The sequence below is a fragment of the Oceaniferula spumae genome, assembly GCF_042849255.1.
GTDB classification, from domain to species: domain Bacteria; phylum Verrucomicrobiota; class Verrucomicrobiia; order Verrucomicrobiales; family Akkermansiaceae; genus Oceaniferula; species Oceaniferula spumae.
Window position 1 is genome coordinate 1,870,824 of the sequence record NZ_AP026866.1, and the last position, 23,404, is coordinate 1,894,227.

At 54.0% G+C, this 23,404-nt stretch carries 14 protein-coding genes; 12 read left to right on the top strand and 2 right to left on the bottom strand.

The features are described from left to right. From ACSPJT_RS07835 to ACSPJT_RS07880, 10 genes are all read left to right on the top strand, one after another. Positions 1-2,607 (top strand): alpha-N-acetylglucosaminidase, encoded by a 2,607-nt coding sequence (locus tag ACSPJT_RS07835; RefSeq protein ID WP_435895818.1) that lies wholly within the window; start codon positions 1-3, stop codon positions 2,605-2,607. Between the two features lie 296 nt (positions 2,608-2,903). Beyond that, positions 2,904-3,719, top strand: a complete 816-nt coding sequence (locus tag ACSPJT_RS07840; RefSeq protein ID WP_435895819.1) for a PEP-CTERM sorting domain-containing protein — start codon at positions 2,904-2,906, stop codon at positions 3,717-3,719. A 72-nt stretch (positions 3,720-3,791) separates the two neighbouring features. Then, positions 3,792-4,505, top strand: a complete 714-nt coding sequence (locus ACSPJT_RS07845; RefSeq protein ID WP_435895820.1) for a discoidin domain-containing protein — start codon at positions 3,792-3,794, stop codon at positions 4,503-4,505. 51 nt (positions 4,506-4,556) lie between these two features. Beyond that, positions 4,557-5,354 carry a PEP-CTERM sorting domain-containing protein gene (locus tag ACSPJT_RS07850; protein WP_435895821.1) on the top strand — a complete coding sequence of 266 codons (798 nt, stop codon included), beginning with the start codon at positions 4,557-4,559 and terminating at the stop codon, positions 5,352-5,354. Positions 5,355-5,458: 104 nt separating this feature from the next. Then, a complete protein-coding gene (locus ACSPJT_RS07855; RefSeq protein WP_435895822.1) occupies positions 5,459-6,130 on the top strand; it encodes a PEP-CTERM sorting domain-containing protein in 672 nt (223 codons plus the stop codon). 170 nt (positions 6,131-6,300) lie between these two features. Then, entirely contained in the window at positions 6,301-7,677 is a 1,377-nt protein-coding gene (locus ACSPJT_RS07860; protein WP_435895823.1) for a sulfatase-like hydrolase/transferase, read from the top strand. 58 nt (positions 7,678-7,735) lie between these two features. After that, a complete protein-coding gene (locus ACSPJT_RS07865; RefSeq protein ID WP_435895824.1) occupies positions 7,736-8,452 on the top strand; it encodes a PEP-CTERM sorting domain-containing protein in 717 nt (238 codons plus the stop codon). Positions 8,453-8,515: 63 nt separating this feature from the next. Beyond that, positions 8,516-9,208 carry a PEP-CTERM sorting domain-containing protein gene (locus tag ACSPJT_RS07870; RefSeq protein WP_435895825.1) on the top strand — a complete coding sequence of 231 codons (693 nt, stop codon included), beginning with the start codon at positions 8,516-8,518 and terminating at the stop codon, positions 9,206-9,208. 315 nt (positions 9,209-9,523) lie between these two features. Then, positions 9,524-13,177, top strand: coding sequence for a hypothetical protein (locus tag ACSPJT_RS07875; protein WP_435895826.1), 3,654 nt, complete (start codon positions 9,524-9,526; stop codon positions 13,175-13,177). Continuing rightward, entirely contained in the window at positions 13,174-13,953 is a 780-nt protein-coding gene (locus ACSPJT_RS07880) for a hypothetical protein (protein ID WP_435895827.1), read from the top strand. The genes ACSPJT_RS07875 and ACSPJT_RS07880 overlap by 4 nt, the downstream gene beginning before the upstream one ends. Before the next feature lie 50 nt (positions 13,954-14,003). On the opposite strand, the gene ACSPJT_RS07885 is transcribed toward ACSPJT_RS07880, so the two are convergent. Then, positions 14,004-14,147, bottom strand: coding sequence for a hypothetical protein (locus ACSPJT_RS07885; RefSeq protein ID WP_435895828.1), 144 nt, complete (start codon positions 14,145-14,147; stop codon positions 14,004-14,006). 813 nt (positions 14,148-14,960) lie between these two features. On the opposite strand from ACSPJT_RS07885, the gene ACSPJT_RS07890 reads away from it, so the two are divergent. After that, a complete protein-coding gene (locus ACSPJT_RS07890) occupies positions 14,961-19,517 on the top strand; it encodes a beta strand repeat-containing protein (protein ID WP_435895829.1) in 4,557 nt (1,518 codons plus the stop codon). A gap of 193 nt (positions 19,518-19,710) precedes the next feature. Beyond that, the gene (locus tag ACSPJT_RS07895) at positions 19,711-21,699 is read left to right on the top strand and encodes a PEP-CTERM sorting domain-containing protein (RefSeq protein ID WP_435895830.1); all 1,989 of its coding nucleotides are present in this window, start codon (positions 19,711-19,713) and stop codon (positions 21,697-21,699) included. A gap of 177 nt (positions 21,700-21,876) precedes the next feature. Here ACSPJT_RS07895 and ACSPJT_RS07900 read toward each other — a convergent pair whose 3' ends face one another. After that, positions 21,877-23,367 carry a DUF1501 domain-containing protein gene (locus ACSPJT_RS07900; protein WP_435895831.1) on the bottom strand — a complete coding sequence of 497 codons (1,491 nt, stop codon included), beginning with the start codon at positions 23,365-23,367 and terminating at the stop codon, positions 21,877-21,879. Positions 23,368-23,404 lie beyond the last annotated feature (37 nt).

A 23,404-nucleotide genomic window follows, 5' to 3' on the forward strand; every position in this document is an offset into this window, starting at 1 on the left:
ATGAAACACCTCATCACACTTCTCGCTGCCGTCACCTTGCTGGCTCCGCTCCACGCCGCAACCACTCCTGCCGACCAAGCCGCGCTCGATCTCATCTCCCGCGTGATCCCCAAACACGCCAAGCACTTCACTGTCGACACCTCCCTGCCACAAACCAACGGCAAGGACACCTTCACCCTCTCCGACACCGCCAACGGCAAAATCCTCATCAAGGGCAACAACGGCGTCTCCATCGCCACTGGCTTCAACTGGTATCTCAAAAACCGCGCCAACTGCCACGTCTCCTGGTGCGGCGACCAGCTCAACCTGCCCGCCGAACTCCCGAAAGTTGGCGAGCCCGTCACCATCGTCTGCCCGCTCAAATACCGAGTCTACTTCAACTACTGCACCCTCAGCTACACCGCCGCCTGGTGGGACTGGGAACGCTGGCAGCGCGAGATCGACTTCATGGCCATGAACGGCGTCAACATGCCGCTCTCCGTCGTCGGCCTCGAAGCCGCATGGTATCACACCCTCATGCGTATCGGCTTCTCGGATGAGGAAGCACGCGCCTCACTCAGTGGCCCCGCCTTCGCTGCATGGCAGTGGATGGCCAACCTCGAAGGACACGGCGGCCCGCTCCCAAAAGCATGGATCGATAACAGCGTCGTGCTCGGCAAGCAAATCATCGAACGCCAGCGCCTGCTCGGCATGACACCCATCCAGCAGGGCTTCTCCGGAGTTGTCCCACGTCTGGTGAAGGATAAAATCCCCGGCTCCAAAGTCTCCATTGGCCATGCATGGTGCGGCTTCCCCGGCCGTGCCCAAATGGACCCACTCGACCCTAACTTCCTCAAAGTCGGCGGTATCCTGTTAGAAGAACAACAGCGCCTCTTCGGCACATCTCACCTCTACGGCTGCGATCCCTTCCACGAAGGACACCCACCCAGCACCAAGATAGAATACCTCAATAAAGTAGGTAAAACCCTCGAGAAGCTCATCACCACCCACGACCCCAAAGGCCGCATCGTCATGCAGTCATGGTCGATCCGTAAAGACATCGCCACCGTCATCGCCAAAGACAAACTCCTCATTGTCGATCTCGCAGGCAAGAAGCACTCCAGCACAGGCAATTTCTGGGGCTACGAATTCGTCACCGGCCGTCTGCACAACTTCGGCAACCGCATCAAACTCCACGGCGACCTCGCCCTGCTCGCCAAGAACCCCTTCGGTCGCTTCGGCTCCAAAGTGAAGAACTGCGTCGGCGCCGGACTCTTCATGGAAGGCATCATGCAAAATCCCGTTTACTACGAAATGGCCTTCGAAAACTTCTGGACCACCCAACAGCACAACCCGCAGCAGTGGCTCAATAAATACGCCCATCGCCGCTACGGAGCCGAGTCCGCCAACGCCAACGAAGCCTGGAAAATCCTCCTCTACGGCCCATACCGCCGCAACACTGACGGCACCGAAGCCTCCTCCATGGTCTGCGCCCGCCCCGCCATCGCACCCAAAAAATCAGGCCCTAACACCGGCTTCAAGTTCCCCTACAAAAAAGAGCAACTCCTCATCGCCTGGGAAAAACTCCTCGCAGACGCCGACAAGCTCGGCACCTCCGATGCCTACCGCTACGACGTCATCGATATCGGCCGCCAGGTCCTCAGCGATCACGCCCACACCATCCAGCCACGCATCCGCCACGCCTGGAACAACAAGGACCTCGAAGCATTCGACAAAGCCGCCAAGGAATTCGAACAACTTCTGTTAGACCTCGACACCATGCTCGCCTCACGTCAGGAATTCAGCTTCGCCAAATGGGTCGATGACGCCCGTTCGCACGGCACCACCGAGGAAGAGAAAAACCTCTTCGAGAAAAACGCCCGAGGCCTCCCCACCATCTGGGGACCCTTTGATGAAAAAACCGGCAAGATTATTATCTTCGACTATTCATGGAGAGAATGGAGCGGCCTGATCAAGGACTTCTACGTCCCCCGCTGGCAAAAACACAACGCCATGCTCCGCTCCCACATCGTCGCTGGAACCAACTATACGGAAAAAGGTCTCCCGCAGGCCCACGGCCGAGAAGCCTTCCGTGCCAACGGCTTCTACAACGAACTCGCCGACTGGGAAGTAGCCTGGGTCAAAACCCCCGCCCCCTACGGAGACCCAAAACCCAAAGGTGACGAAATCGAACTCGCCCGCCAAATGCTCGCCAAATACGCCGAAGACATCCGCAACCCACGCAAGTTGCCACAGCCGGAAGCCACAGCCAAAGCGCCCGAAAACGCAAAAGAGATCGGCAAGTGGAGCCCGAAAACCGTCACCACCGCCTACAAAGCCATGGTATTCCCAATCACCAAATCCCTCGATGGCGACGGCACCTACAAAGTCACTTTGCTCTACCAATCCGGCCGCGCCCGCCTGAACATCACCAAGGTCGAGTTGCTTGCCAATGACGACGTCGTCGCCACCGATGCCCACCAAGGCTTCACCGGCAACGATCACACCGGCAACACCTACACTCTCAAGCTCGACGAGCACGCCTTCGGAACCGACTACAAAATCCGCATCACCGCCAAAGCCGACGGATCAAACGACTCCAACGGCGTCATCTACCTCAGCCAGTAAAAAACTGGAAAAACCGTGAGTGCCTCCTCCTTTAACGTCGGCTACACCACCATAGCCCCCCGCTTCGCATCTATACGGCTCACCAACAGCCTCGGAAATGATACGCGCGATTGGCACGATATGCTACATATTAACGCCGATTCCGCGAAGACACCCGTCCGGTTCTGTCTATATTACTGCATGGTCTGCAGCAACATCGCGTGCAAGCTATAAACCTAACATAATCATTGGTTTGGCGCAGAAAAAACCTCGGGTGTTAAGCCAAACACCCATCTAACAAAAACACACATAGAACCATGAAAAAAACCAATACCATCCTTCTTCTCTCGGCTGCTTTGGCGAGTTACGCCAGCGCTGCCTTAACTCTCCAGCACTACTACGGATTCGAATCCAGCGGTGTCGGCACAGACAGCGTGGCGGGCCAAGATTTCACTGTAACAGGCATCACCTCAACTACGGGCGGTGTTTACGGCAACTACGGCGCTGTATCCAATGCGGCAGGCAATAACGCGACTGGCGCTGATTGGAGCACAACCTTGGGTGCCAATACAACAACATCAGGCACCAGCTACGCCATCGGTTTCTACGTCCGTTCCGCCGGCAACAACGGCACTAGCAATTTCACTCTGAACACCCATAGCACCGGACAATCCTTAGTCTTCACCATCAGCAGCAGTGCCGGTGGCGCTACTAATGGAGATGTCTACGCCGCGACGATCAATGGCCAGTTCTGGATTGGCAACTACAACGGTAATAACGAGGCAGCTTCCCCGGGCGGAAATAACACCCCGATCCTGGTTGATCCGAACCAATGGCAACAGCTCGTCGTCATCAGCGATGAAAGAGTCGGTGTCAATACCCACCGCTACTTCATCGACGGAACCTTCATCGGGCAGACCGCCAGCGAGGCCGGAACCACCTTCGGCAACGCGTCTATCGGCGCCGGCACGGCTCCCTTCGACATGGATGACCTCAGAGTCTACAGCTACGACCCAGCAAATGACTCGGAGGCCGACGTGCTCAACGCCTTCGCGACTGCCGTTCCGGAACCATCCTCTACCGCTCTGATAGGCCTAGCAGGCCTCGCATTCATCCTGCGCCGCCGCCGCTAACTTGGAAACTCACTTAACAGTAATCATCACCCGAACCCGCGCGCTCATACAAACCCACCAAGTAAACCCTATATGATAAAAAAATCCTTCACCGCAAAAATCCTCGCCATCATCACGATGACACCGGTCTTCGCCTCTAACATACAGGCAGCCAATGTCGCATTAGGAAAACTCTATTCTTATTCCATCGCACCAAGGTTCACGAACACAGCAGGCGGAAATTTCAATACTTACACCGACAAAAGCCGAGGTCATGCCAGCTACACCACGGCCGGAGCTTTCGATACCGGTGAACTGACTGACAACTTCATCCAAACCACCGACTCTCCCGTTTCCAACATCGGGCCAACCGCTGGTGACGCTGTCGTCGGCTTCGGCACTACCACAGGCGGCACACCTACATTCATCTCCGACATCACCATCGACCTAGCAGGTAGTTTTCTTATCTCAGAGGTGACTATTGGGTCGTATGTATTCACTCCCAATGCCAATGGTGCACCATCCTCGCTGCAAGTCGCATTCAGCACGGACGGATCGATTTTCACACCGTTTACGACTAGTAACTTTACCGGAAGCACGACAACTGGCCACTACCTCCTCAACACTGGTGCAACCTCCGCCAATGCGGGCTTCGTCCGAGTGCGGATCAATGGTGCCAACCGCCAAAACGGCAATAAAGTAACCATCGATGAGATTCGAGTAGAAGGCGTAGCCATCCCCGAGCCATCCTCTACCTCTCTGTTAGGCCTAGCAGGTCTTGCCCTAATCATTAGGCGCCGCCGCTAGTTCACCGATAGTTCGCTGCAGCAACAAACAATTATTAACCAAGCAATTATAATGAGCACACCAAATCTTCCTTTCAGAAATCCCGTATCACGTCGTCTCCTCACCGCCGGTTCCCTTATCGGGTTTACGCTCTCAGCCCACGCTGCTGTAACCGTAACGGACAACTTCGATGACGGTGTTTTCCCCGGCACGAATTGGGGAGGCAACACAGCGGCCTACTCCGAGGCATCACCGAACGGTCCATTGAACACAGTTACCAGAGGTGGCTTCGGCAGCCACATCGGGAACTCCACTGCATTCAATATTACCACAGATCCGATCATCCATGTTCAAGCGGACTTCCTCGTCAACAGTAATCAGGGAGGAAATACTTCATCTGGTCTCAACGATTTCATTGGTCTCGCAATCCTCAACTCTACCGATACCACCGGATACGCGGTGCGCTACAATCGGAACACCACCACCAACAACGCCAACTTAGGTGAATCGAGCAATTTTGATGCAGCTTTCAATGCGGTGGCAAGCAACCCCTCCGGCCCAGGAGTGAATGGCAACACCGGCGGACTGGTGACGAACCATATCTACCGCGTTACCCTCGATTACAATGCGACCACCGGCGCTCTCAACAGTAGCTTGATAAACCTGACCACGTCCACGACCATCCTAAGCTTGGCAGGTAACGATACCACTCCGATCGGCACCATGAGTCATTTTGGAATCTACACCGGTGGGGCAGAAACCAATGATATCTCTATTCTTAACTTTTCAGCTTCGGCCGTCCCAGAGCCTTCCTCCACAGCCCTGCTCGGCCTCGCAGGCCTCACCCTCATCCTGCGCCGCCGCAGATAGACATATCGGATCAAACTACGTCAATACACGTCATTTAATCAAGACGAAGACGACCATAGGGTTGTCAAACCTTTGCCAACCTATCCCCTAACCTCACCTCAAAAATGAAAACCCATCTGCTCCGAATTTCACTAGCCGCGATATGCTTGTCACCGCTCACGTCGACCGCTGCCTTGGTGTTCGCCACTAACGCCACAAGTCGCACTTTAAGCGGACCCGCTGCCGCTAACATAACAACCACTGGGGATGGCAGCGTCACCGTCGGCCCAACTACCGCAATTGCGTCCACAAACTACCAGACAGCCAATAGCGCGGCGAACATACTCACGCCTAACATCAACACTGATACCGGAGGAGAATGGCAGATCACCATTCCCTTCGATCTCAATGTTACCGCGTTGCAGATCGATAATATCACTCTGTCCGGTGCCATGTATAACAACACTGGACTTGCCCAGACTGTACAACGAGACACCAATATCCGAGTCTCTTTTGTCGGCTCCACCAGTGGACAACTCGACGTAGGAACTTTGCTAGTCGGCAACCCATCCGGCAGCAACCAATGGACATCTGGTTCCTACATTCCTTCAAGCCCACTGGTGCTTTCAAATGCGGAAACATGGACATTCCAGATTGAGACGGTGAATCGCACTGGCCCGGGCAACTTCACCGGCCTTCGTACCTTCGAGGTCAACGCCACCGCCGTGCCCGAGCCATCCTCTACCACTCTGCTCGGCTTAGCTGGTCTTTCCCTCATCCTGCGCAGACGTCGCTAATTCAAAACATCAAAATACAGTAATCCAAAATCCGCGCCTTCCTAAAGCGCGGCTTTTTTGTGCCCATACGCTACATTGGCAGCCGAAACTACGGCAACTTTTGCTACATTTCACCGCATTTTTTGCGAAGACAACAGGCTAGTATCGGTTATCATAATCAACCGTTCCACATGCTCCGTCACATCCTCAGCTTCATTCTATTCCTCACTGCTTTCTGCCATGCCGCAGAGAAGCCTAACATTCTCGTCATTCTAACAGACGACCAGCGCTACGACACCATCGGCGCTCTTGGCAATCCTCACATTCACACCCCCCATCTCGACACCCTCGCCAAGCGCTCACTCGTCTTCGACAACGCCTACTGCTACGGCGCGCACGTTGCCGCCGTCTGCATCGCCTCACGCAATCAGATCATGACCGGCCAGGTCTGGCACCGTTGGGCACCAAAAAAATTCTGCCAATCTAACGGTGACACCTTTCCCAAGGTCATGAAAGCCGCTGGCTATGAAACCTTCTACCGGGAAAAAAGCGGCCGTTCCAACCATCCGCACATCCTCAAGCAGTTCGATCACTTCAAGGAGGTGAATTCAATCAACGCCCTGATGACCGGTCGCGCCTGCAAACCCTTCGTCGATGACGCCCTCGCCTTTCTCAAAAAACGCAAGTCCGACAAACCATTCTTCATGTATCTCGGCGTCGCCGGTCCCCACGACCCACGCTACGCGGAAAAGCGCTTCCGCGATCCCTACACCCTCAAGGACATTCCCCTGCCAGAAAATTTCAAACCGCTACACCACTGGGACATCGGCGGAATGACCGTGCGCGACGAACGACTCGAAGCTTGGCCGCGCGACCCAGAAGCCACCCGCAGCCACATCTTCGACTACTACGGCATCATGACCGCCATGGACCACGATCTTGGTCGCCTGCTCGACTACCTCAAACAAAGTGGTCTCGATGAAAATACCATCGTCATCTTCACCTCCGACCACGGCCTCGCCATCGGCAGCCACGGTCTATTTGGAAAACAAAACGTCTACGAAGCCGGCATGAAAGTCCCCTTCATGGTCGCCGGCCCCGGCATCAAACCCGGCAAGACCGATGCCTTCGCCTACCTCCACGACATCCTGCCCACCGTCGCCGACTTCGCCCAAGGCAAGATCGGAAACAAAATCGACGGCCTCAGCCTGCGCCCGGTCATCGACGGCAAGGAAAACAAAGTCCGCGCCCACGCCGCGCTCGCCTATCAGAACAGCCAACGCTCGATCCGCGAAGGCGACTGGAAACTCATGCTCTTCCCTCTCATCAACAAACACCAACTCTTCAACCTCAAGACCGACCCTTACGAAACCAAGGACATCGCCTCCGAGCATCCCGACCAGGTCGAGCGCCTCACCAAACTCCTGCACCAGGAACAACAAACTCTAGGCGACATAGACCCACTCACCGTCAAAAAACCAAAGCCTGCTGAATTCACAGTTCCAAAAATACCCGTCACTCCACGCAAGCAAGCGGGAGGTGAAGCAAAAAATCACACCACAGACTAACTCATCCCACATCCAATCCATGAAGTATAATAACCATCCCCCCAAAGGTAACAACCGAATGTCCCTTCCCCTGGCCGCTGCCCTTTTCTCCATCACCACCTCCACGCATGCCACCATCGTGCTCATCGACTTCGGTGCTCCTGCCCCAGGAGGAACGCCCCCACCAGCAGGTATAGATGGTAACGGCAACATATGGAATGAGGGCAGCACGACCACATTGTCCAACCTTGTAGCAGCTGACGGCAGTGGTGCCACCACTTGGGACTACGCCATCACCGGGTTCTCTGGCCCTGGAAGTGTTCGCTCCAACTTCAGCGGCAACGGTGCCAACGGCCCTGCAGGCCCAGCTCCATTCGACCAAGAGTTCGCACACATCGACGGTATCTTCTCGCAAGGCACTTCTGCTCCCGCCACCATTACCTTCACTGATCTCACACCAAGCACCACCTACTTTTTCTCAGCAATAGGAGGACGTCGCAATGCTAGCGACGTAGTGAATGGTGAAAATGGCCTGATCACCGTCACGACCGGCATCAGCAATTCCGCGACCTATGGTCTGGCGAATGACGGCACTCAGGCTGACTTCTCTATCACTTCTAACGGCAGCGGCATGATCGCTTTCAACTTCCGTAGCACTGACAACGCTGGCGGTGGCGGTTCAAGTAGCAATGCTGCCAACATCAACGCCCTACGCATTTCTACCGTACCCGAGCCATCTTCCACCGCTCTGCTCGGACTCGCCGGCCTCCCCCTCATCCTGCGCCGCCGTCGTTAAAAATCGCTTGGGGTTTCACATCCACTTCTTGAATACCAACACAAAATAAGATATTATCTCATCATGAAAGCAACTCTCATATTGGCAGTAATGACATGCGGTCTACCGATAACCGTGGAAGCTGCTGTCATCGTTCAATATCCTTTGGATGGCAATGCTCCCGCTAACTTTGTGGATACAGCGAACCCGGCCAATGCAACCGTAAGTGGCTTAACAAAGATCCCTATTGCCGGGGGTGACACTAACAATGGCGCGTTCCGGCTCAGAACAGACAACTTCAACGTTGATACAACAACAACTCCCCGAACCGCAGACCCCTCCGACCGCATCTTTAGATGGGATATCACTGCGGATCCTGGCTACACCATCACCCTCGATCCTACGAATTCTGTTTCATGGACCATCGGAGCTCAAACAACTAACCAATTCAGCCAGTCCAGTTACAGTGTAGTCTACATCAGTGACACTTCTGACTTTTCCAACATCCTTGCCATCTCGGATGTTAAAGTAGCATCAAAGCCAGGTGGGTCAGGGACAGCCTTCACCACGCTCAATTTTGACGCGGGCTCGATCGGCTCCTATGGAACCCTCTACTTCGCCATGGATGTCACGGTAAACAACAACACTAACAACAATTCTAAATTCGTGCTGTTCGAGGATATCACGGTCAATGGCAATGTTGCCGTGCCCGAGCCATCCTCCGCCGCACTGTTAGGCCTTGCCGGTCTCGGGCTAATCCTGCGTCGCCGCAGGTAACCCAACATTGTGAACTAAACACTCAAAACTCAAAAAGCCGCGCCCTCCACAGCGCGGCTTTTTCGCGCCCTCGACGGTGTCCATTCCTCCAGCTCGGCCAACAAGCTCCAGGCACGATTTTTGCCAATCTAATTGGCAAGCGTTGCGACATTTTATTGTCACTCCAGCGAAGAAAAATAACTCATAAGGTCTATGTTAACAGTCATGTGAAAATCACTATTATAACGAACCTGTACCATTTCCGTACAGATCTCAGTTCGCTATCCACCATTTTCATTTCCATGCACGATTATCATCGCGCCCACATCCTTCAACATGAATAACTTTTCTAAACCAAGCCATCAGCCTGGATTCGCATTAGTCGCCACCATTTCCATCATGGTCTTACTGGTGATGATCGCCCTTGCGCTACTCTCTCTGGCCACCCTTGAGAGCCGTTCAGGGGACGACGATAAGGCCATCGCTCAGGCGAATGCTCGCATGGCTCTCATGCTTGCCATCGGAGATCTGCAGAAGAACGTCGGGCCAGACCAACGAGTGACCGCCACTGCCGCGATCTTGGAAGAGCCGGAAGGTCTCAACACAATCCAAAACCGACATTGGGCCGGCGTCTGGCGCACTGATCGGCTGAAAGCGGAAACAGAAACCATCACCGGACAAAGCCCGCTGATTTATCGCAAGGAGGTTGAATCTGGTGCCCTAGAATCAGACTCCGGCACGATAGTGGATCGGCGGATGGAGGACTACGACCGCAAGGCCGAAGTGCTGACTTGGCTGGTTAGCCGGCCCGGTCTGTCGCAGCTTCCTGACCCTCTAACATTCGCATCATCCGATGCGGTTGAGATGGTGGGTAATGGCTCGGCGTCCAGCTCGGATCATGTTCGGGTGCCGAGGGTAAGCATGACTAACGGAAGCTTCGCATGGTGGGTATCAGACGATAATGCCAAGGCTAGATTCAACTTGTCAGGAACAGGCAACGACGAGGCACCGGCATGGCTGCACCCGGTAAAAAACGGCATCGATGTCATGACCAATCTGGCAAATTACAATGCCTTTTCTCGTATCGATCGTGCTCGTTCCGTGACCAATGGAACAGGCGACCTGTCGCTTCGTGTTAACGGAACCTCATCGGAAGATTTTAAAAAGCGGTTCCATGATGTCAGTTTCCAGTCGGCTGGGGTCATTGCCGATTCCTTGAACGGTGGTATGCGTCGGGACCTCACAGCATTCATCGCCAACGGCACCTTACCCGCCGCCGGACCTTTAAAACCGGAGATCACCGCAGACACACCTATTATCGACGCCACCACACTGCGCGAAATTTCCCCCAAGTTCGGAATGCTCAAAACCTGGGCTGAGCTGGCTGGCCAAATCACCTCGCAAGATTCCATTGATGTCATCCCCCCCGAGGCTGCGGCCAATGCCATCCAAGGATTTATGACAAGCCCATCGCAATCTAGCGGTGGCCCGGCAATCCAGTCACAAAAAACGGCACCAGTGCATCCGGTCATCGTGGATGCAGGCATTACCTACGGCATGTCGCTCGTCGATATGGGACCAGCCAGCGACTCTGATCCTTCGATACGGCGCTGCCGCTTCCGCTATCACTATTTCCCCCGCGTGGTGTTGTGGAATCCCTATCAAGTGGAACTCAAGGCAGCAGACTATGCTGTGCAAATTTCCATGCCCCACGCCTTTTCCACTCAGGTTAATGTGGCCGCTACGGGTTCCACTCCGGCGAGGACCATTAATCAACATTACTGCACGCCCAATGCCGTAACACAGAACCCTAACAACAACCTCCCACACAGGCCGGTATTTTCCATCAAAGGAGCCAAATTCTTGCCTGGTCAGGCTCTGCTCTTCACTGCGGACTCCTCCGCCGTCAACGGCCCAGGGGACACCATTGCATGGGGTCCTAACAGTGTTTCGCGTAAAGATGACTCAGTCACCTCCGTGACCTCATCGATCTCCAGCTACCCGCTTTCCTGCGACAATCCACTTCCGTTAACCACGAGCTTCATGATGGAGTTCCACTATGTTTACCACTTTGACCCGAAGGAAGTGACCTACGCCATCCTTCCTATCAAGGACGCGGGCAATGGCGGTGGATATAAACAATTCTGGTATAAACTCTGGCAGGTGAAAGGCAATGACGGACCGGGCTCCATCGCTGCCATCCAATCTAACAATACAACCGACTACCCACCGCTGCAATTCATCGCCCAGACCGAAGATGGCACTTGGGGATCGGACGCCCCATGGATCGCCGGCATCCCCTCCGCATCCACAGAGAAGCTCAGCATGACTGAAGATGGAACCCGCCCCTACTACCGAGGCAAATGGGGGCACCGCCTCCCTTGGTTGATAGAAACGAATGAGAATCGCACCATCAAAGCTGGGGATTACAACATTCCGTTCCTAGATTACAATCTGTTAGGAAATCACAACATCAGATCTAACTGGTTCTTCCGCTCGCCTGTGGAAATCGGGTTCCGTGCGTCCGCCGCAGCTGGTCGTTATTTCCATGGTTACCTGATGGATGATTTTTACAGTTGGGATTGGAATGACCCCACTCTAGGGCCGGTCTCTGTTGCTGGCGTTAATCAGGTTTCGCCTTTCGGCGCCCCTGCCCTCTTCGGTAACATTCGCTTCCCTCTCATCTCCGTGCCCACCCGCAAAACCCCGCCACTGACGGTGGGAGCTTTCCAACATGCGCCACTTTCTCTCTTCGCCTGGCAGCCCACCTTCGCGGTCGGTAACAGCCTGGCTGACATCCGTTGTCGGCGAGACCGGACGGTGAATTACGTTCCTCCTGGTCAAGACAACGTGAGCGCCCCGTCAACGGCTAGTTGGTCGATGGGAGTCCACAGGCGTATGTGGAGCAAGTACAGGCAAACTCAGCTCGACTCTGAAATGGATCGTCAGGCATTTATTTATGATCTCTCCTACGAGGCGAACCACGCGCTCTGGGATCGGTATTTCCTTTCCTCTTTGCCGCGTAGTTACACCGCGGCCGACACACCTCCCAATCAACGGATTTTCTCTCTGCTAGGCCGCACTGATCCAGCTACTGATGCCCTAGATGGCAACAAAGCCGCCTCGCAGCTGATGATCGATGGTGCCTTCAACGTCAACTCAACCAGTGTAGAAGCTTGGGCGGCCTTGTTCGCTAGTTTCCGTGACGCCTCAGGACTGGACATCGACGGCTCGATATCTGGAAACGATATCTACAGCCACCTTCTTCAACCGACAGGAAAGAAATACTCTAACGGCGGAGCTTACGATGAAGCTTCATGGAACGGTTACCATCAACTCAACGACACGCAGATCCGCGAACTTGCCAAGGAGGTGGTTGCCGAGGTGAAGCGAAGAGGCCCGTTCTTGTCGCTCTCCGATTTCGTCAACCGGCGGCTCGTTAATCCACCGTCGTCGAGCGGTTCCGAAACCGATGTAACTCGCACCGGACTCAAGGGAACTTTGCAGGCTGCGCTCGACCGAACCGAAATCAACCAAGCGGCTCTGGAAACTCAGCCTATCGCCAAAGATGAATACGTCATGCGCGCCGGTGGAGAAGGCCAAGTCGTTTACGGCAACACCTACCCTGACCCCACTTTTCCACTGGTAGGCGGTAACGGTTCCCATGGGGCCAAGCCGGACCACAACCATTTCGCAGACAGTAAAATGGTCGGGACTCCTGCCCAGCTCACACAAGCCGATATGCTACAGAAACTCGGCTCGGTTCTTTCTGCACGCGGTGACACCTTTACCATCCGTGCCTATGGCGAATCCAAAGACGCAAACGGTAATGTCAAAGCCCGCGCCTGGGCCGAGGCCGTGGTGCAACGCACTCCTAAACCTATTTTGGCCGATGATACTGGCATTGATTGCGCTCCAGATGGTGCCGGTGTGTTCGGCCGCTCTTTCGTCATCGTCTCGTTCCGTTGGCTCAACCCTGAAGAAGTATGAAGCATTTCCTATTCCTGTTACCCTTATTCGTCGTTCCACTCTTAGCTCAGACCGAGGAGGATAAAGAAAAAGCCGCGCTAGCATCGGAAATCCGCGTCATTATCGCTGGCATCCGCCCCGCCCCGGTGTTCGAGAAGCAAGGCGGAGAATATGTCGAGGTGGAGCCACCACTGAAGTCCATTTACCCCACCGAGATTTCCCTGCTCGCAGGCGAAATCGTCAAACCAAAGGGTGCCGAAAACAAAAAAAACGACCTCTCGATTTGGCCCAACCAAATCCTCAATGTCAAACCCTACAAAGGCCCCGCCGCGATGAAGCTGGGACTGTTGAGGCGGTATCGTGCCGACAGAATCGAGCAGTCCGTGGAATTTGACATCGGCGAAATGATAACCCCGCTTGCCATCATCCATGCCGACCCTGGCACAGCTGGCTGGGAAAAACCCCAGGTCAAACTCGTCGAACTCTCACCGGAAAAGGCACCAACCGGCTCTGTCATCATGGTGAACCTCTCCGGCGTTCCCTTAGCCGCGCGATTTGAATCCGTAGCCGATACAATCAAACCCGGTGCCGTAAAGTTTCTCAAGCTGCCTGCTAGGGAGACCGATGTCTTCCGCTTCCGCATCGATGTGCCTCTGGCAAATGGCAAAACCTACCCACTGGCAAACTCCAGCTATCGCATTCGTAAAAATCAGCGACTCATTCTGTTAGCAATCCACGATCCCCAAGCCCCCAAGGGATCTCCTCCGTTGAAACTGCAGATGATCTTGGATTCCTGAAACGCCATGCCTCAGTGCTAGGCACCCCAAGTTGAGGGCTTGCCAATGATTCAGCCCTTATACTCATCATAGAGGGCAAACATATTTTCCAACGACTCGTTTTTGAGTGGTTTGGAAAACAGGGTGATTTGGTCTTGAGGTAACAGACAGTTGACGACCTCCTCGGCCTTGAGTGAATCGACCAATGTAATCACTGATACATTGGTTAAGTGTAATGGAGTCAGGCTTCAGCCGTTTCTGATCGAGTTTGTCCCATCAATCTCGTTGAGCTTCGAATCAATGATGAGGTCGATGGCTCTCCTCAGCAAAAATACTGCTGCTCCCATCCTGCCCGGGCGCCAAATCATCACTCGCTCTTCATGCTCAACATACTTGAAGGCGTCTTCTCTCTAATTGGTCAGCATGGCTATCTTTGCGACATCGCGAGGCCCAGCCAAAGCAGGCAATCATTCAATGGTCTGCATATTACTCATCAGTGCTTAACTCACCGCAGTATCTCTTTTCGGTGTCCTTATCCTTCAGCAATAAAATCTCAGCTCAGATCTTACAAAGATCAGAAACTTCACCGGCATTCATCTTACTTTAATCTTCACCATGCTAAACAACTGAAAACACCACACATCATCACTTATGAACACCAGCATCACCGTTGAATTTCCCTGCAGCCTCTTCCTCCAGCACACACATGGATTATTCTAAGATCGCCCCCCGCTTCGTCTGCAACGCGAACCAGTAACCGCGATTCTGCGGTATGATATCACGATCAGCGATGATCTCAATAAGTGGAGGACGTTACACGAGCTGGGGTTCAGATATCTCCCCCATCAATATTAACACCGAGGATCTCGGCGACGCCTACGAGCGCGTCACCCACACCTTCGAGATCGTCGATGACGAGACAAAGCGGTTTACCGCCTCCCCCTTTCTCCGGAATCAGTATCTCCGAGAGTCCGTAGGGACTGTTGAAGCCTCTGCTTCACCCCCAACTCATTCTAACCATCCTTACTATGAATCTTCGTGCCATTTCCTACACCCTCTCAGTTGTTCTACCTCTTAGTGTTCATGCCGCGATTCAGGCAATCGGGGACACCACTCCTACACCGGACAATGATTATTGGAACACGGGAACAGGTTTCAACTCGACTGTCTATGTTGGATTCAACAACCCGGGATCCGTAATTGTCGATGGAGGGAGTTCAATCACCTCGCACACGCTATATGTCGGTGAGAACGCGGGTGTGATCGGCGATGTTAATGTGACTGGGGCTGGAAGCGTTTGGAACATCGAGAACACTTTGGAGATTGGCTATTTGGGAGTGGCAACATTTAGGATCGGAGACGGAGGCGTTGTTAATGTTGGTAGCTTTGCTGGTATCGATGTACACGGAGTTGGCGGTAGCGGAAAATTGATTCTCGATGGTGGAACGCTTAATGCGTCAAACTGGATATCAGACACAAACGAAATTGAAGGCACGGGAGTCATCAATGCGAACGGCTACGCCGGAAACGGATTTCCAACGAGCTACACTTTTGATGGGTCGAACGTCTTCAGCTTTCTGATCGATAATGATCGCTCCGATGCGATTACATTTAACCTAACTGCAAATCCCGGATTTGTCATGGATCGTAGCGCGGTGGTTGAAGGCGGCGCCGTATTTACGATTCAAAATGCCACCATTGGTAACGACGAAATACTTTCGCAGTCGCTTGATGTTTCAGGAGCGGGGACCGAACTCACCATCTCCGAATCCCTTGAAGTGGCAAAAGCAGGCGACGGATCGGTAGAAGTTTCCGGCGGGGCAACACTGCAGGTAGATGGAACAACTTCGATTGATCCTAATGGTGCACATACGGGTTCTATTTTACTTAACAACGGCACTTTCAAGACGGAGCTGCTCGTGGGAGATGCCATCGACTTTTCGGGGCAAGGAAGTTTGGAGTTAGGTGGTGTGATTGGATCAGGTTTCAGTTTCCAATTTTTAGGTAGCAACGCCGGAACGCAGTTGATCGACAACGGGCGCGGCGACCTCGTTTCTGCGACACTGGATGCAACCAACATTCCGGCCTATACCGGTTCGCTGTCATTGGCGAATGGCGCGGTGCTAACCGCGGTCGATGTGACTGGAGGGCGTTTGGTTGGTGAGTCGGATCAACTCACGCTTGCTGGTTCTGGAACCTCGCTGAGTATCTCAAATCAACTCACTCTGGGTGATTTGGGAGAAGGTGCTGCATCGGTTCTCGCCGGGACGGGCTTGGATGCGACAAAGCTGGTCCTGGGGAACTCGGAAGGAAGTCAAGGCAGCCTAAAAGTAGAGGGCGCCGATGCCTTGCTTGATGTGACTGGCAGCATGATCGTCGGCTTATCAGGAGCCGGCTCGATGTCCATTAGCTCGGGTAGTGACGCTGACGCGGGACTCTTAGTCCTTGGGCAAAATACTACAGCAACGGGAACAGCGAATATTAATGGAGGAGCAATCTCGACCGGAGAATTCATCGCCGGGCAGGGAGGTAGTGCAATTTTCAATATCAAGAACGATGGGTCGCTGACTGCGACAAACGTAACTCTTGCACAGAGTTCGACTGCTTCAGCAGAGGTTAGCATCGATGGATCGGATACAACGTTCGATGCTTCAGAGCAGTTGATTGTAGGTGATGCGGGGGCGGCAGTCCTGAGTATTGGCGGTGGTGCCACTGCTACTGCAAATGAAGTTTTCGTGTCCAAGAAGGATACGGGTGCTGGCTCGGTAGTCATATCGGGACAGGGTTCGGTGCTTACGGTCGATGCTGATTTGAATGTAGGCTCTGGAAATGTGGGGTCGGTTGAGATCGCTGATGGAGCGGTCGTCGATATCGGTGCTTCGACGATCGTCTATTCTGGCAGCGGTCTAACATTTGACATGGGCACACTGAACACGAAGGCACTGCACGCAGATTCGGATGTGCTTCTCGGAACGGGAACAATCAATGCGAATGGCGTATTCGGGACTGGTTATAATTTTACATTCGACGGGCAATCGGAGGCTTCGCTCCAGCTAGTGAATGGTGAAGGAACAATTGACGTTCATCTGGATGTAAGCACGGGGCTCGCTCCCCTTTCAGGAAATATCTCAGTGTTGAATGGCGGGCAAATTTCCAGCACAGCAGGGAGTATAGGCCTAACGCCAGGGGTATTGGAAAGTTCGAGCGTGTCGGGGGCTAGCTCATCGTGGTCGATTTCCGGCGATCTTAGCGTCGGCGATCTCGCGGATGGCGAACTCTTGGTTGCTACCGGAGGAGCAATGTCTAGCAACGCTCTGTATTTAGGAAGACACGCGAATGCCGAGGGCGATCTATCGGTAGAAGGAGACGGCTCGATTTTCACTGGTTCCGGTGACCTGATTGTGGCGGAGCATGGAGTGGGACGTTTGAGTGTTGCCTCTGGCGGGACGATGGGCGGTGTCCTAAATGGTTATGTTGGCTTGGAGAGCGGGAGTTCTGGAATAGTCGTTCTTGATGGCAATGAGTCGAGGCTTCAACTTAATGGAATCTTCCAAATCGGAGGATGGGGAGATGCCCAAGTTTCCATCACTAATGGCGCTTCTCTAGTGCACGCAGGCGTTGCGAATCTCTCTGAGTGGGCCAGCTCCACCGCGCGGATGGAAGTCAAAGGTGAAGGGTCGGTCTGGAAGGCGGGCGAGATCAATTTGGGTAGGCGTGGCACGACCGAGATAGTTATTTCGGAAGGAGGTGTCGTGCAGTCTGGTGCAGTTCGTTTTAGTGGTTCGCGCAACTCAGAAAGTTATCTGACGGTGAGGGATACGGGCAGCCGTTTGGTCAGTTCGCAGAGTTTGGTCGTGGGCAACAGTGGCTATGGAGAGATGAATATTCTAAACGGTGGCGAAGTTCAAAGCCACTTCGGTTACATTGGTCTTAATGGTGCACCAAGCGGCCATGTCTTGATCTCCGGAGAAGGCTCGGCGTGGAATATGACTCGGATATTCCAAACGGCGAACGTAGCTCCTAGCTATCTGAAGATAGTGGGCGGAGCGTCATTGAATGCACAGTTTGCGGAATTGGGAATGCAACGTTACAGCGAGACACTCGTCTCCGGATCGGGAAGCAAATGGACTATCAGCAACGAGTTCGATCTGGGCCTTGAAGGTGAAGCCGTTTTCGAAATGGAAGACGGTGCGACCGGAACAAGTTCGACCCTTCATATTGGCCGTAACGCGGGCGGCACAGGAGTTCTACGACTCAAGGACTCCGGGACTCAATTCACCAACTCCAATGCTGCCTATATTGGAAATAGTGGCCGCGGTTCCCTGGAGGTAACTCTGGGCGGGGTATTGAGCACCGGTGCGGCTTCATTGGGACATGATACGACCGGCGTCGGAAATGCGACGATTGAGGGAAGCGGTTCAAGGTGGACGGTGCGCGGTGGTCTGGATGTCGCTAACGCAGGGGAAGGAAATCTTCTGATTCGGAACCAAGCCTCCACACGAGTGCGGGATTCGTTGAACATCGCGGTATCAGGCGAGGCTTCAGGCGAGATCAATATTTTCGCCGCTGAGTCTACCCTGTTGGAAGTCGGCTACGACGGCAGCGGGGCTCTCGTCAACAATGGCTCGCTTCGCCTCTTCGCCGGAGCGGAACTCGCTGCTGGCACCTATTCCCCGGCCATTTCCGCCGACGGTTTTTCGGGATCAGGAAGCTATCAGGCATTTGGTGGTAGCTGGGATATTGCTACGGGAGAGCTTGCTGTGAATGCGATTGAGAACTCGGCATCAAATTCGCTCAACGAAGATCTCAGTGGGCGAAGATTGGCCTTTAATGGTGGAGCTCTAGTTTCTGCCTTTGAGCAGGGCGTAGGCATGGAAAGCTTCTCTGTTGATCACTTCAATATTGCGGAGATCAACTTTGGCCGAGTGGTCGAAAGTTATTCTATTTCTCTTTCTAAACCGGCTTTACTCTCTTTTGATCAGAGCAGTGTTGTCGATACCGAGAATCTGCAAGTTTACTATCGCGCGGGTTCGGGTGATGAGTGGCATCTCATCAGCGATACACCTTCGCAGCAAAGCGGCAATTGGTATAGTGTTCTTGCAGAATCAAGTGGCGACTATGCGCTGGTGTATACCGGATACGAAAATGCCTTGGTCGCCTTTCGCGATATCTACGGTCTCGCCGAAGACGGCGCGGACGACGATCAAGATTGGTCGGGAAATGGCATTCCGAATCTCCTCTACCTCGCCTTTGGTCTTGGCGACCCGAACGGGGTGAACATCGATCGCACGCGACTGCCAGCCATCGGCGAGGGAAATGCGGGAAACACGATTGCGTTTAGCTTCGTCGAGCCAATTGCCAACGACACCGGCTTGGAGATCGAAGTCCGCACCAGCGAAGATTTGAGCCAATGGTTCACGCCAGATGAACTCGGCCTTAACTACCTGCCGGTCAACGCGACAACGGAAGACCTCGGCGACGGCTATCAACGGGTGACGCAAATCTACGGGATCCTCGCTGGAGAGGACGGCCGCTTCTACCGGGTAAAGGTCTCGTCAGGAACCAGCATCACCACAGATCCTTAAAAATATGGCTGACCCGGTTTTGCTGCAGAATGCGGAATCGACATTCCCTCTCATTTTGGTCGCGGCACAAGGTACCGGTTTCCTGAACGAATTTAAAAAAGCAAATGCTTCAAACCAAAACCACAAGGAAACAAGCCTCAAACTCATGTCAAAAAATACGGAATACGCCCCTCTAACTTATATCCTCAGTACAATGAAAAAAATAATCGATAACAAATATATTACATCCATAGCAACTATCCTAATAATTTCGGGAACCTACACTCCTTCGCAAGCCGCTATCGTTATTACTGGTAATACTGCCGACGGCGGCTCTACCAATGGGCAACCGGGCGTCATTGGAGATGACTCAGCAGGCTCGCTTACTGTAGATTCCGGCAGTGATTACACACCTGAGACAAACATCGTTTTTGGTCGTGAATCGACTGGGGAGGGCACAGGTGTGATTACCGGCCCGGGTTCCACCCTGGTCGCCGGCACCGATACCTTTGGAGATCTAACGATTGGCGATAGCGGAACTGGCAACCTCACTGTTAGTGATGGGGCGAGCGTCTCTTTGTTTCAGTCCGGCAATATTTGGGTAGGACGCGAAGCTGGATCAAACGGCACCCTTACGGTAAGCGGTGCCAGCCAAACGGCCACCGTCAATACTGGGCGATTGATTTACATCGGAGAAAGCGGCACGGGGACACTCAATGTTGAAAGCGGCGGGGTCGTCCGTGTGCAACGACAAGGCGGCGGGACATTGGAAATGGTTGCGGGCCATCTCGAGGGTTCGGAGGGCACCATCACAGTGGCTGAAGGCGGTAGCATTAACTACGTCGATCCCGGCTTTCTTGATCTGGGCGCCGCCGGTTCCGGCACCATGTTTCTCGCCGGCCAGGTGGGCGATGTGCAGCAACTGCGCCTCGGTGTGGATTCAACCGGTGAAGGAGAATTACATATGACGGGATCCTCCAGTCTGACTTCAGATTTTTACGTAACGGTTGGCGATTCTGGCACGGGCAAATTGGAAATGTCAGGCACCTCCAGCCTCACTGTAGGCACTTCGAACCCTCTAACCAATCTCTACATTGGCGCGCAAGATGGCAGCGACGGTCAAATGACAATATTAGACTCTGCCTCGGTAAGCGTTCTAAAGGATGTTCACGTCGGATCCGAAGGTAGTTCGGTGGGGGCATTGACCCTGGGGGACGACGGCCAGATTTCGGCAGATGGCTCATTCTTCGTGGGTAGAGACGACAGTAGTATCGGCAGCCTCACTCTGTCAGGGAACGCTGCATTGGAAGGCACGGGTGTAAGTATCGGCACCAATGGGCAAGGCACGCTGGAAATGTCAGGCAACTCCTCCATCACCACTGCCAGGGTGCATTTCGGTGAAAATAACGGAGCGAACGGCGAGGGCACACTCTCGGGCAACGCCAGTATTGATGCGAGCGCGGCCATCTTTATTGGCAATGGCGGAACAGGCTCGCTCACCATGAGCGGTGGTTCCTCGATCTCTGCGGACCGACGTATTTTTGTGGGTCGAGACGGCATGGGCACCCTCACCATGGAGAGCGGTTCCCGAGCTACCGCTGACGACGTTTTCGTCGCCTTTGGCGCAACTTCGGGCACGCTTACCGTCACGGGCAACGGCACGCTTATGACCGTCGCCGACGAGTTAGTCTTTGGCCGTGGTGGAAATGGTGCAGGTGAAGCAACTATATCTCTCGGTCGGGGCGGCCGCATCGATAACGTCAATAGCGGGGCCGCATTGTTTATAGCTGCCGGTTCAGAAGACTCTGCCTGGGTTAACTTTGTCATTGGTGATGATGGCACCGGTTTCATCGATTCCGGCCGCATCGATACCACGAGCTTTAACATAGGATCAGGCATGGCAGAGTTTGGTCTGCATGTAGACGACGATGTCCTATTGAGAAAGGGAGATAAATTTACGCTTATCGATTACGGCAACTACAACGGCGTCGAGTTTGGCAACATTGGAGACGACGGTATTTTTGTGACAGACCGCTATAGTTTTCTCATCAACTATGACAATGATATCGGCATCAACGACCGAGCCCTGACTGCATTGGTCGTCGCCGCCCCGGTCGTCGCCGTCCCTGAGCCGAGCCAGGCTCTGCTTTTGGTATTGGGCCTCACCGCAGCAGCACTGGGTCAGCGAAAAAGAACTGTCTAGAAAGAGATGTTTTCTTGGTTGATTGTTGCTCTCATCGACCTCACGTCAAAGCAATCATCATCTGACTTCACGAGCCGATCTCTACCGACCATCTTTGTCTCGGCAACTTCTTGGCTTGAACCAAGGTGGTCAGCGTGGGGAAATAAGCGGGATTAAGCCGAAAGCACAGAAGGCCCATCAGCTGAGGATGTCTTTGATCAGGTGTGGATGGATTACGCCGGTGGGTTTGAGATCGACACCGTTGATGACTTTGGTCAGGCGGTTGGAGTCGACACCGAGGCAGTGACAGATCGTGGCAATCAGGTCGCGCGGGTGCACAGCTTTATCAGGATCCATGTTATTGAAGGCAAAGTCGTCAGTAGCACCGTAAGTCATACCCGGTTTGACACCCGCTCCGGCAAGCCATGAGGTGAAACACTTGGCATGGTGGTCACGACCATCGCCCTGCGAGTAGGTGGTGCGGCCAAACTCACCACCCCAGACTACGAGGGTATCATCCATCAGACCGCGTTGCTTGAGATCTGTTAGGAGTGCATAGGTTCCGCGATCGGTGGCATCACAGAGTCGTTTCAGATCCCGATCCAGCGCTCCGTGGAAATCCCAGCCACGTTGGTAAACCTGGGTGTAACGCACACCGCGCTCGGCGAGTCGGCGCGCCATCAGGCAGTTGTAGGCAAAGCTACCCGGTTTCTTTGCATCCTCACCGTAGAGCTGCCAGGTGCTGGCAGGTTCATTGGACAGATCGGAAAGCTCGGGCACAGACATCTGCATGCGGTAGGCCATCTCGTATTGCTCAATTCGCGCATTGGTCTCAGGGTCGCCGATTTCACTCAGCGTGCGATGGTTCATTTCTTCGATGCCATCGAGAATGGAGCGTCGCAGCTTTCGGCTCATGCCGCGCGGGTCGTTGAGATAGAGCACCGGATCATGGCCCGCGCGCAGCGGCACACCGGCGTGTTTGGCATTGAGGAAAGCGGACGACCACAGTCGCGGCGTAACCGGCTGACCGGAGGTGCCAGGAACGCGATTAGAATTCAGCACCACAAAGGACGGCAGGTTCTCATTGAGCGATCCCAGACCATACGAACACCAAGCACCCAGCGCGGGCCGACCAGGCAGCATGTTCGCCGTGTTCATTAGCATAATCGCCGGCTCGTGGTTAATGGCATCCGAATACATCGAGTGGATCATGGTGAGATCATCGATGCATTTCGCGGTGTATGGCAGTGCACTGGAGACGTAACGCCCACTCTTGCCATGCTTTTGGAATTTAAAACTGGAAGGGCGCACGGTGAAGCGCGACTGACCGGCGGTCATGCCGGATGGTTTGAAATCGGCACCAAGAATGCTCGCAGGAATGTCCTTGCCGGCAAACTCCGCGAGGCGCGGTTTGTAATCAAACATGTCTTGGTGCGGAGGCCCACCCGCCATAAACAGGGAGATAACGCGCTTAGCCGATGGGTTCTGATGCGGCGCTTCAAGGCTGCCTCCGGCCATTGCTTTGTTACCACCTAACAGATGCGCAAGACCCAGCCCACCGAGCGAGAGCGATGCCTTTTTCAGGAAATGCCGTCTGGTGTAGCCGTCTTTCCATTGATGGCGAAGCTCGTCCGGAAGTGGCATATCCCAAGGAGTCGGGCCCTCACCGAAGTTATCGGAGCAAGGCATGTGATTGTTAGATTCGTGGTGCACGGTTTAAGGAAGG

What these genes read in the sequence shown, in the direction of transcription:
- ACSPJT_RS07840 (WP_435895819.1), top strand. Translation starts at nt 2,904, where the DNA reads ATGAAAAAAACCAATACCATCCTTCTTCTCTCGGCTGCTTTGGCGAGT.
- ACSPJT_RS07875 (WP_435895826.1), top strand. Translation starts at nt 9,524, where the DNA reads ATGAATAACTTTTCTAAACCAAGCCATCAGCCTGGATTCGCATTAGTC.
- ACSPJT_RS07895 (WP_435895830.1), top strand. Translation starts at nt 19,711, where the DNA reads ATGAAAAAAATAATCGATAACAAATATATTACATCCATAGCAACTATC.
- ACSPJT_RS07890 (WP_435895829.1), top strand. Translation starts at nt 14,961, where the DNA reads ATGAATCTTCGTGCCATTTCCTACACCCTCTCAGTTGTTCTACCTCTT.
- ACSPJT_RS07865 (WP_435895824.1), top strand. Translation starts at nt 7,736, where the DNA reads ATGTCCCTTCCCCTGGCCGCTGCCCTTTTCTCCATCACCACCTCCACG.
- ACSPJT_RS07845 (WP_435895820.1), top strand. Translation starts at nt 3,792, where the DNA reads ATGATAAAAAAATCCTTCACCGCAAAAATCCTCGCCATCATCACGATG.
- ACSPJT_RS07900 (WP_435895831.1), bottom strand. Translation starts at nt 23,367, where the DNA reads ATGCCTTGCTCCGATAACTTCGGTGAGGGCCCGACTCCTTGGGATATG.
- ACSPJT_RS07850 (WP_435895821.1), top strand. Translation starts at nt 4,557, where the DNA reads ATGAGCACACCAAATCTTCCTTTCAGAAATCCCGTATCACGTCGTCTC.
- ACSPJT_RS07880 (WP_435895827.1), top strand. Translation starts at nt 13,174, where the DNA reads ATGAAGCATTTCCTATTCCTGTTACCCTTATTCGTCGTTCCACTCTTA.
- ACSPJT_RS07835 (WP_435895818.1), top strand. Translation starts at nt 1, where the DNA reads ATGAAACACCTCATCACACTTCTCGCTGCCGTCACCTTGCTGGCTCCG.
- ACSPJT_RS07860 (WP_435895823.1), top strand. Translation starts at nt 6,301, where the DNA reads ATGCTCCGTCACATCCTCAGCTTCATTCTATTCCTCACTGCTTTCTGC.
- ACSPJT_RS07855 (WP_435895822.1), top strand. Translation starts at nt 5,459, where the DNA reads ATGAAAACCCATCTGCTCCGAATTTCACTAGCCGCGATATGCTTGTCA.
- ACSPJT_RS07870 (WP_435895825.1), top strand. Translation starts at nt 8,516, where the DNA reads ATGAAAGCAACTCTCATATTGGCAGTAATGACATGCGGTCTACCGATA.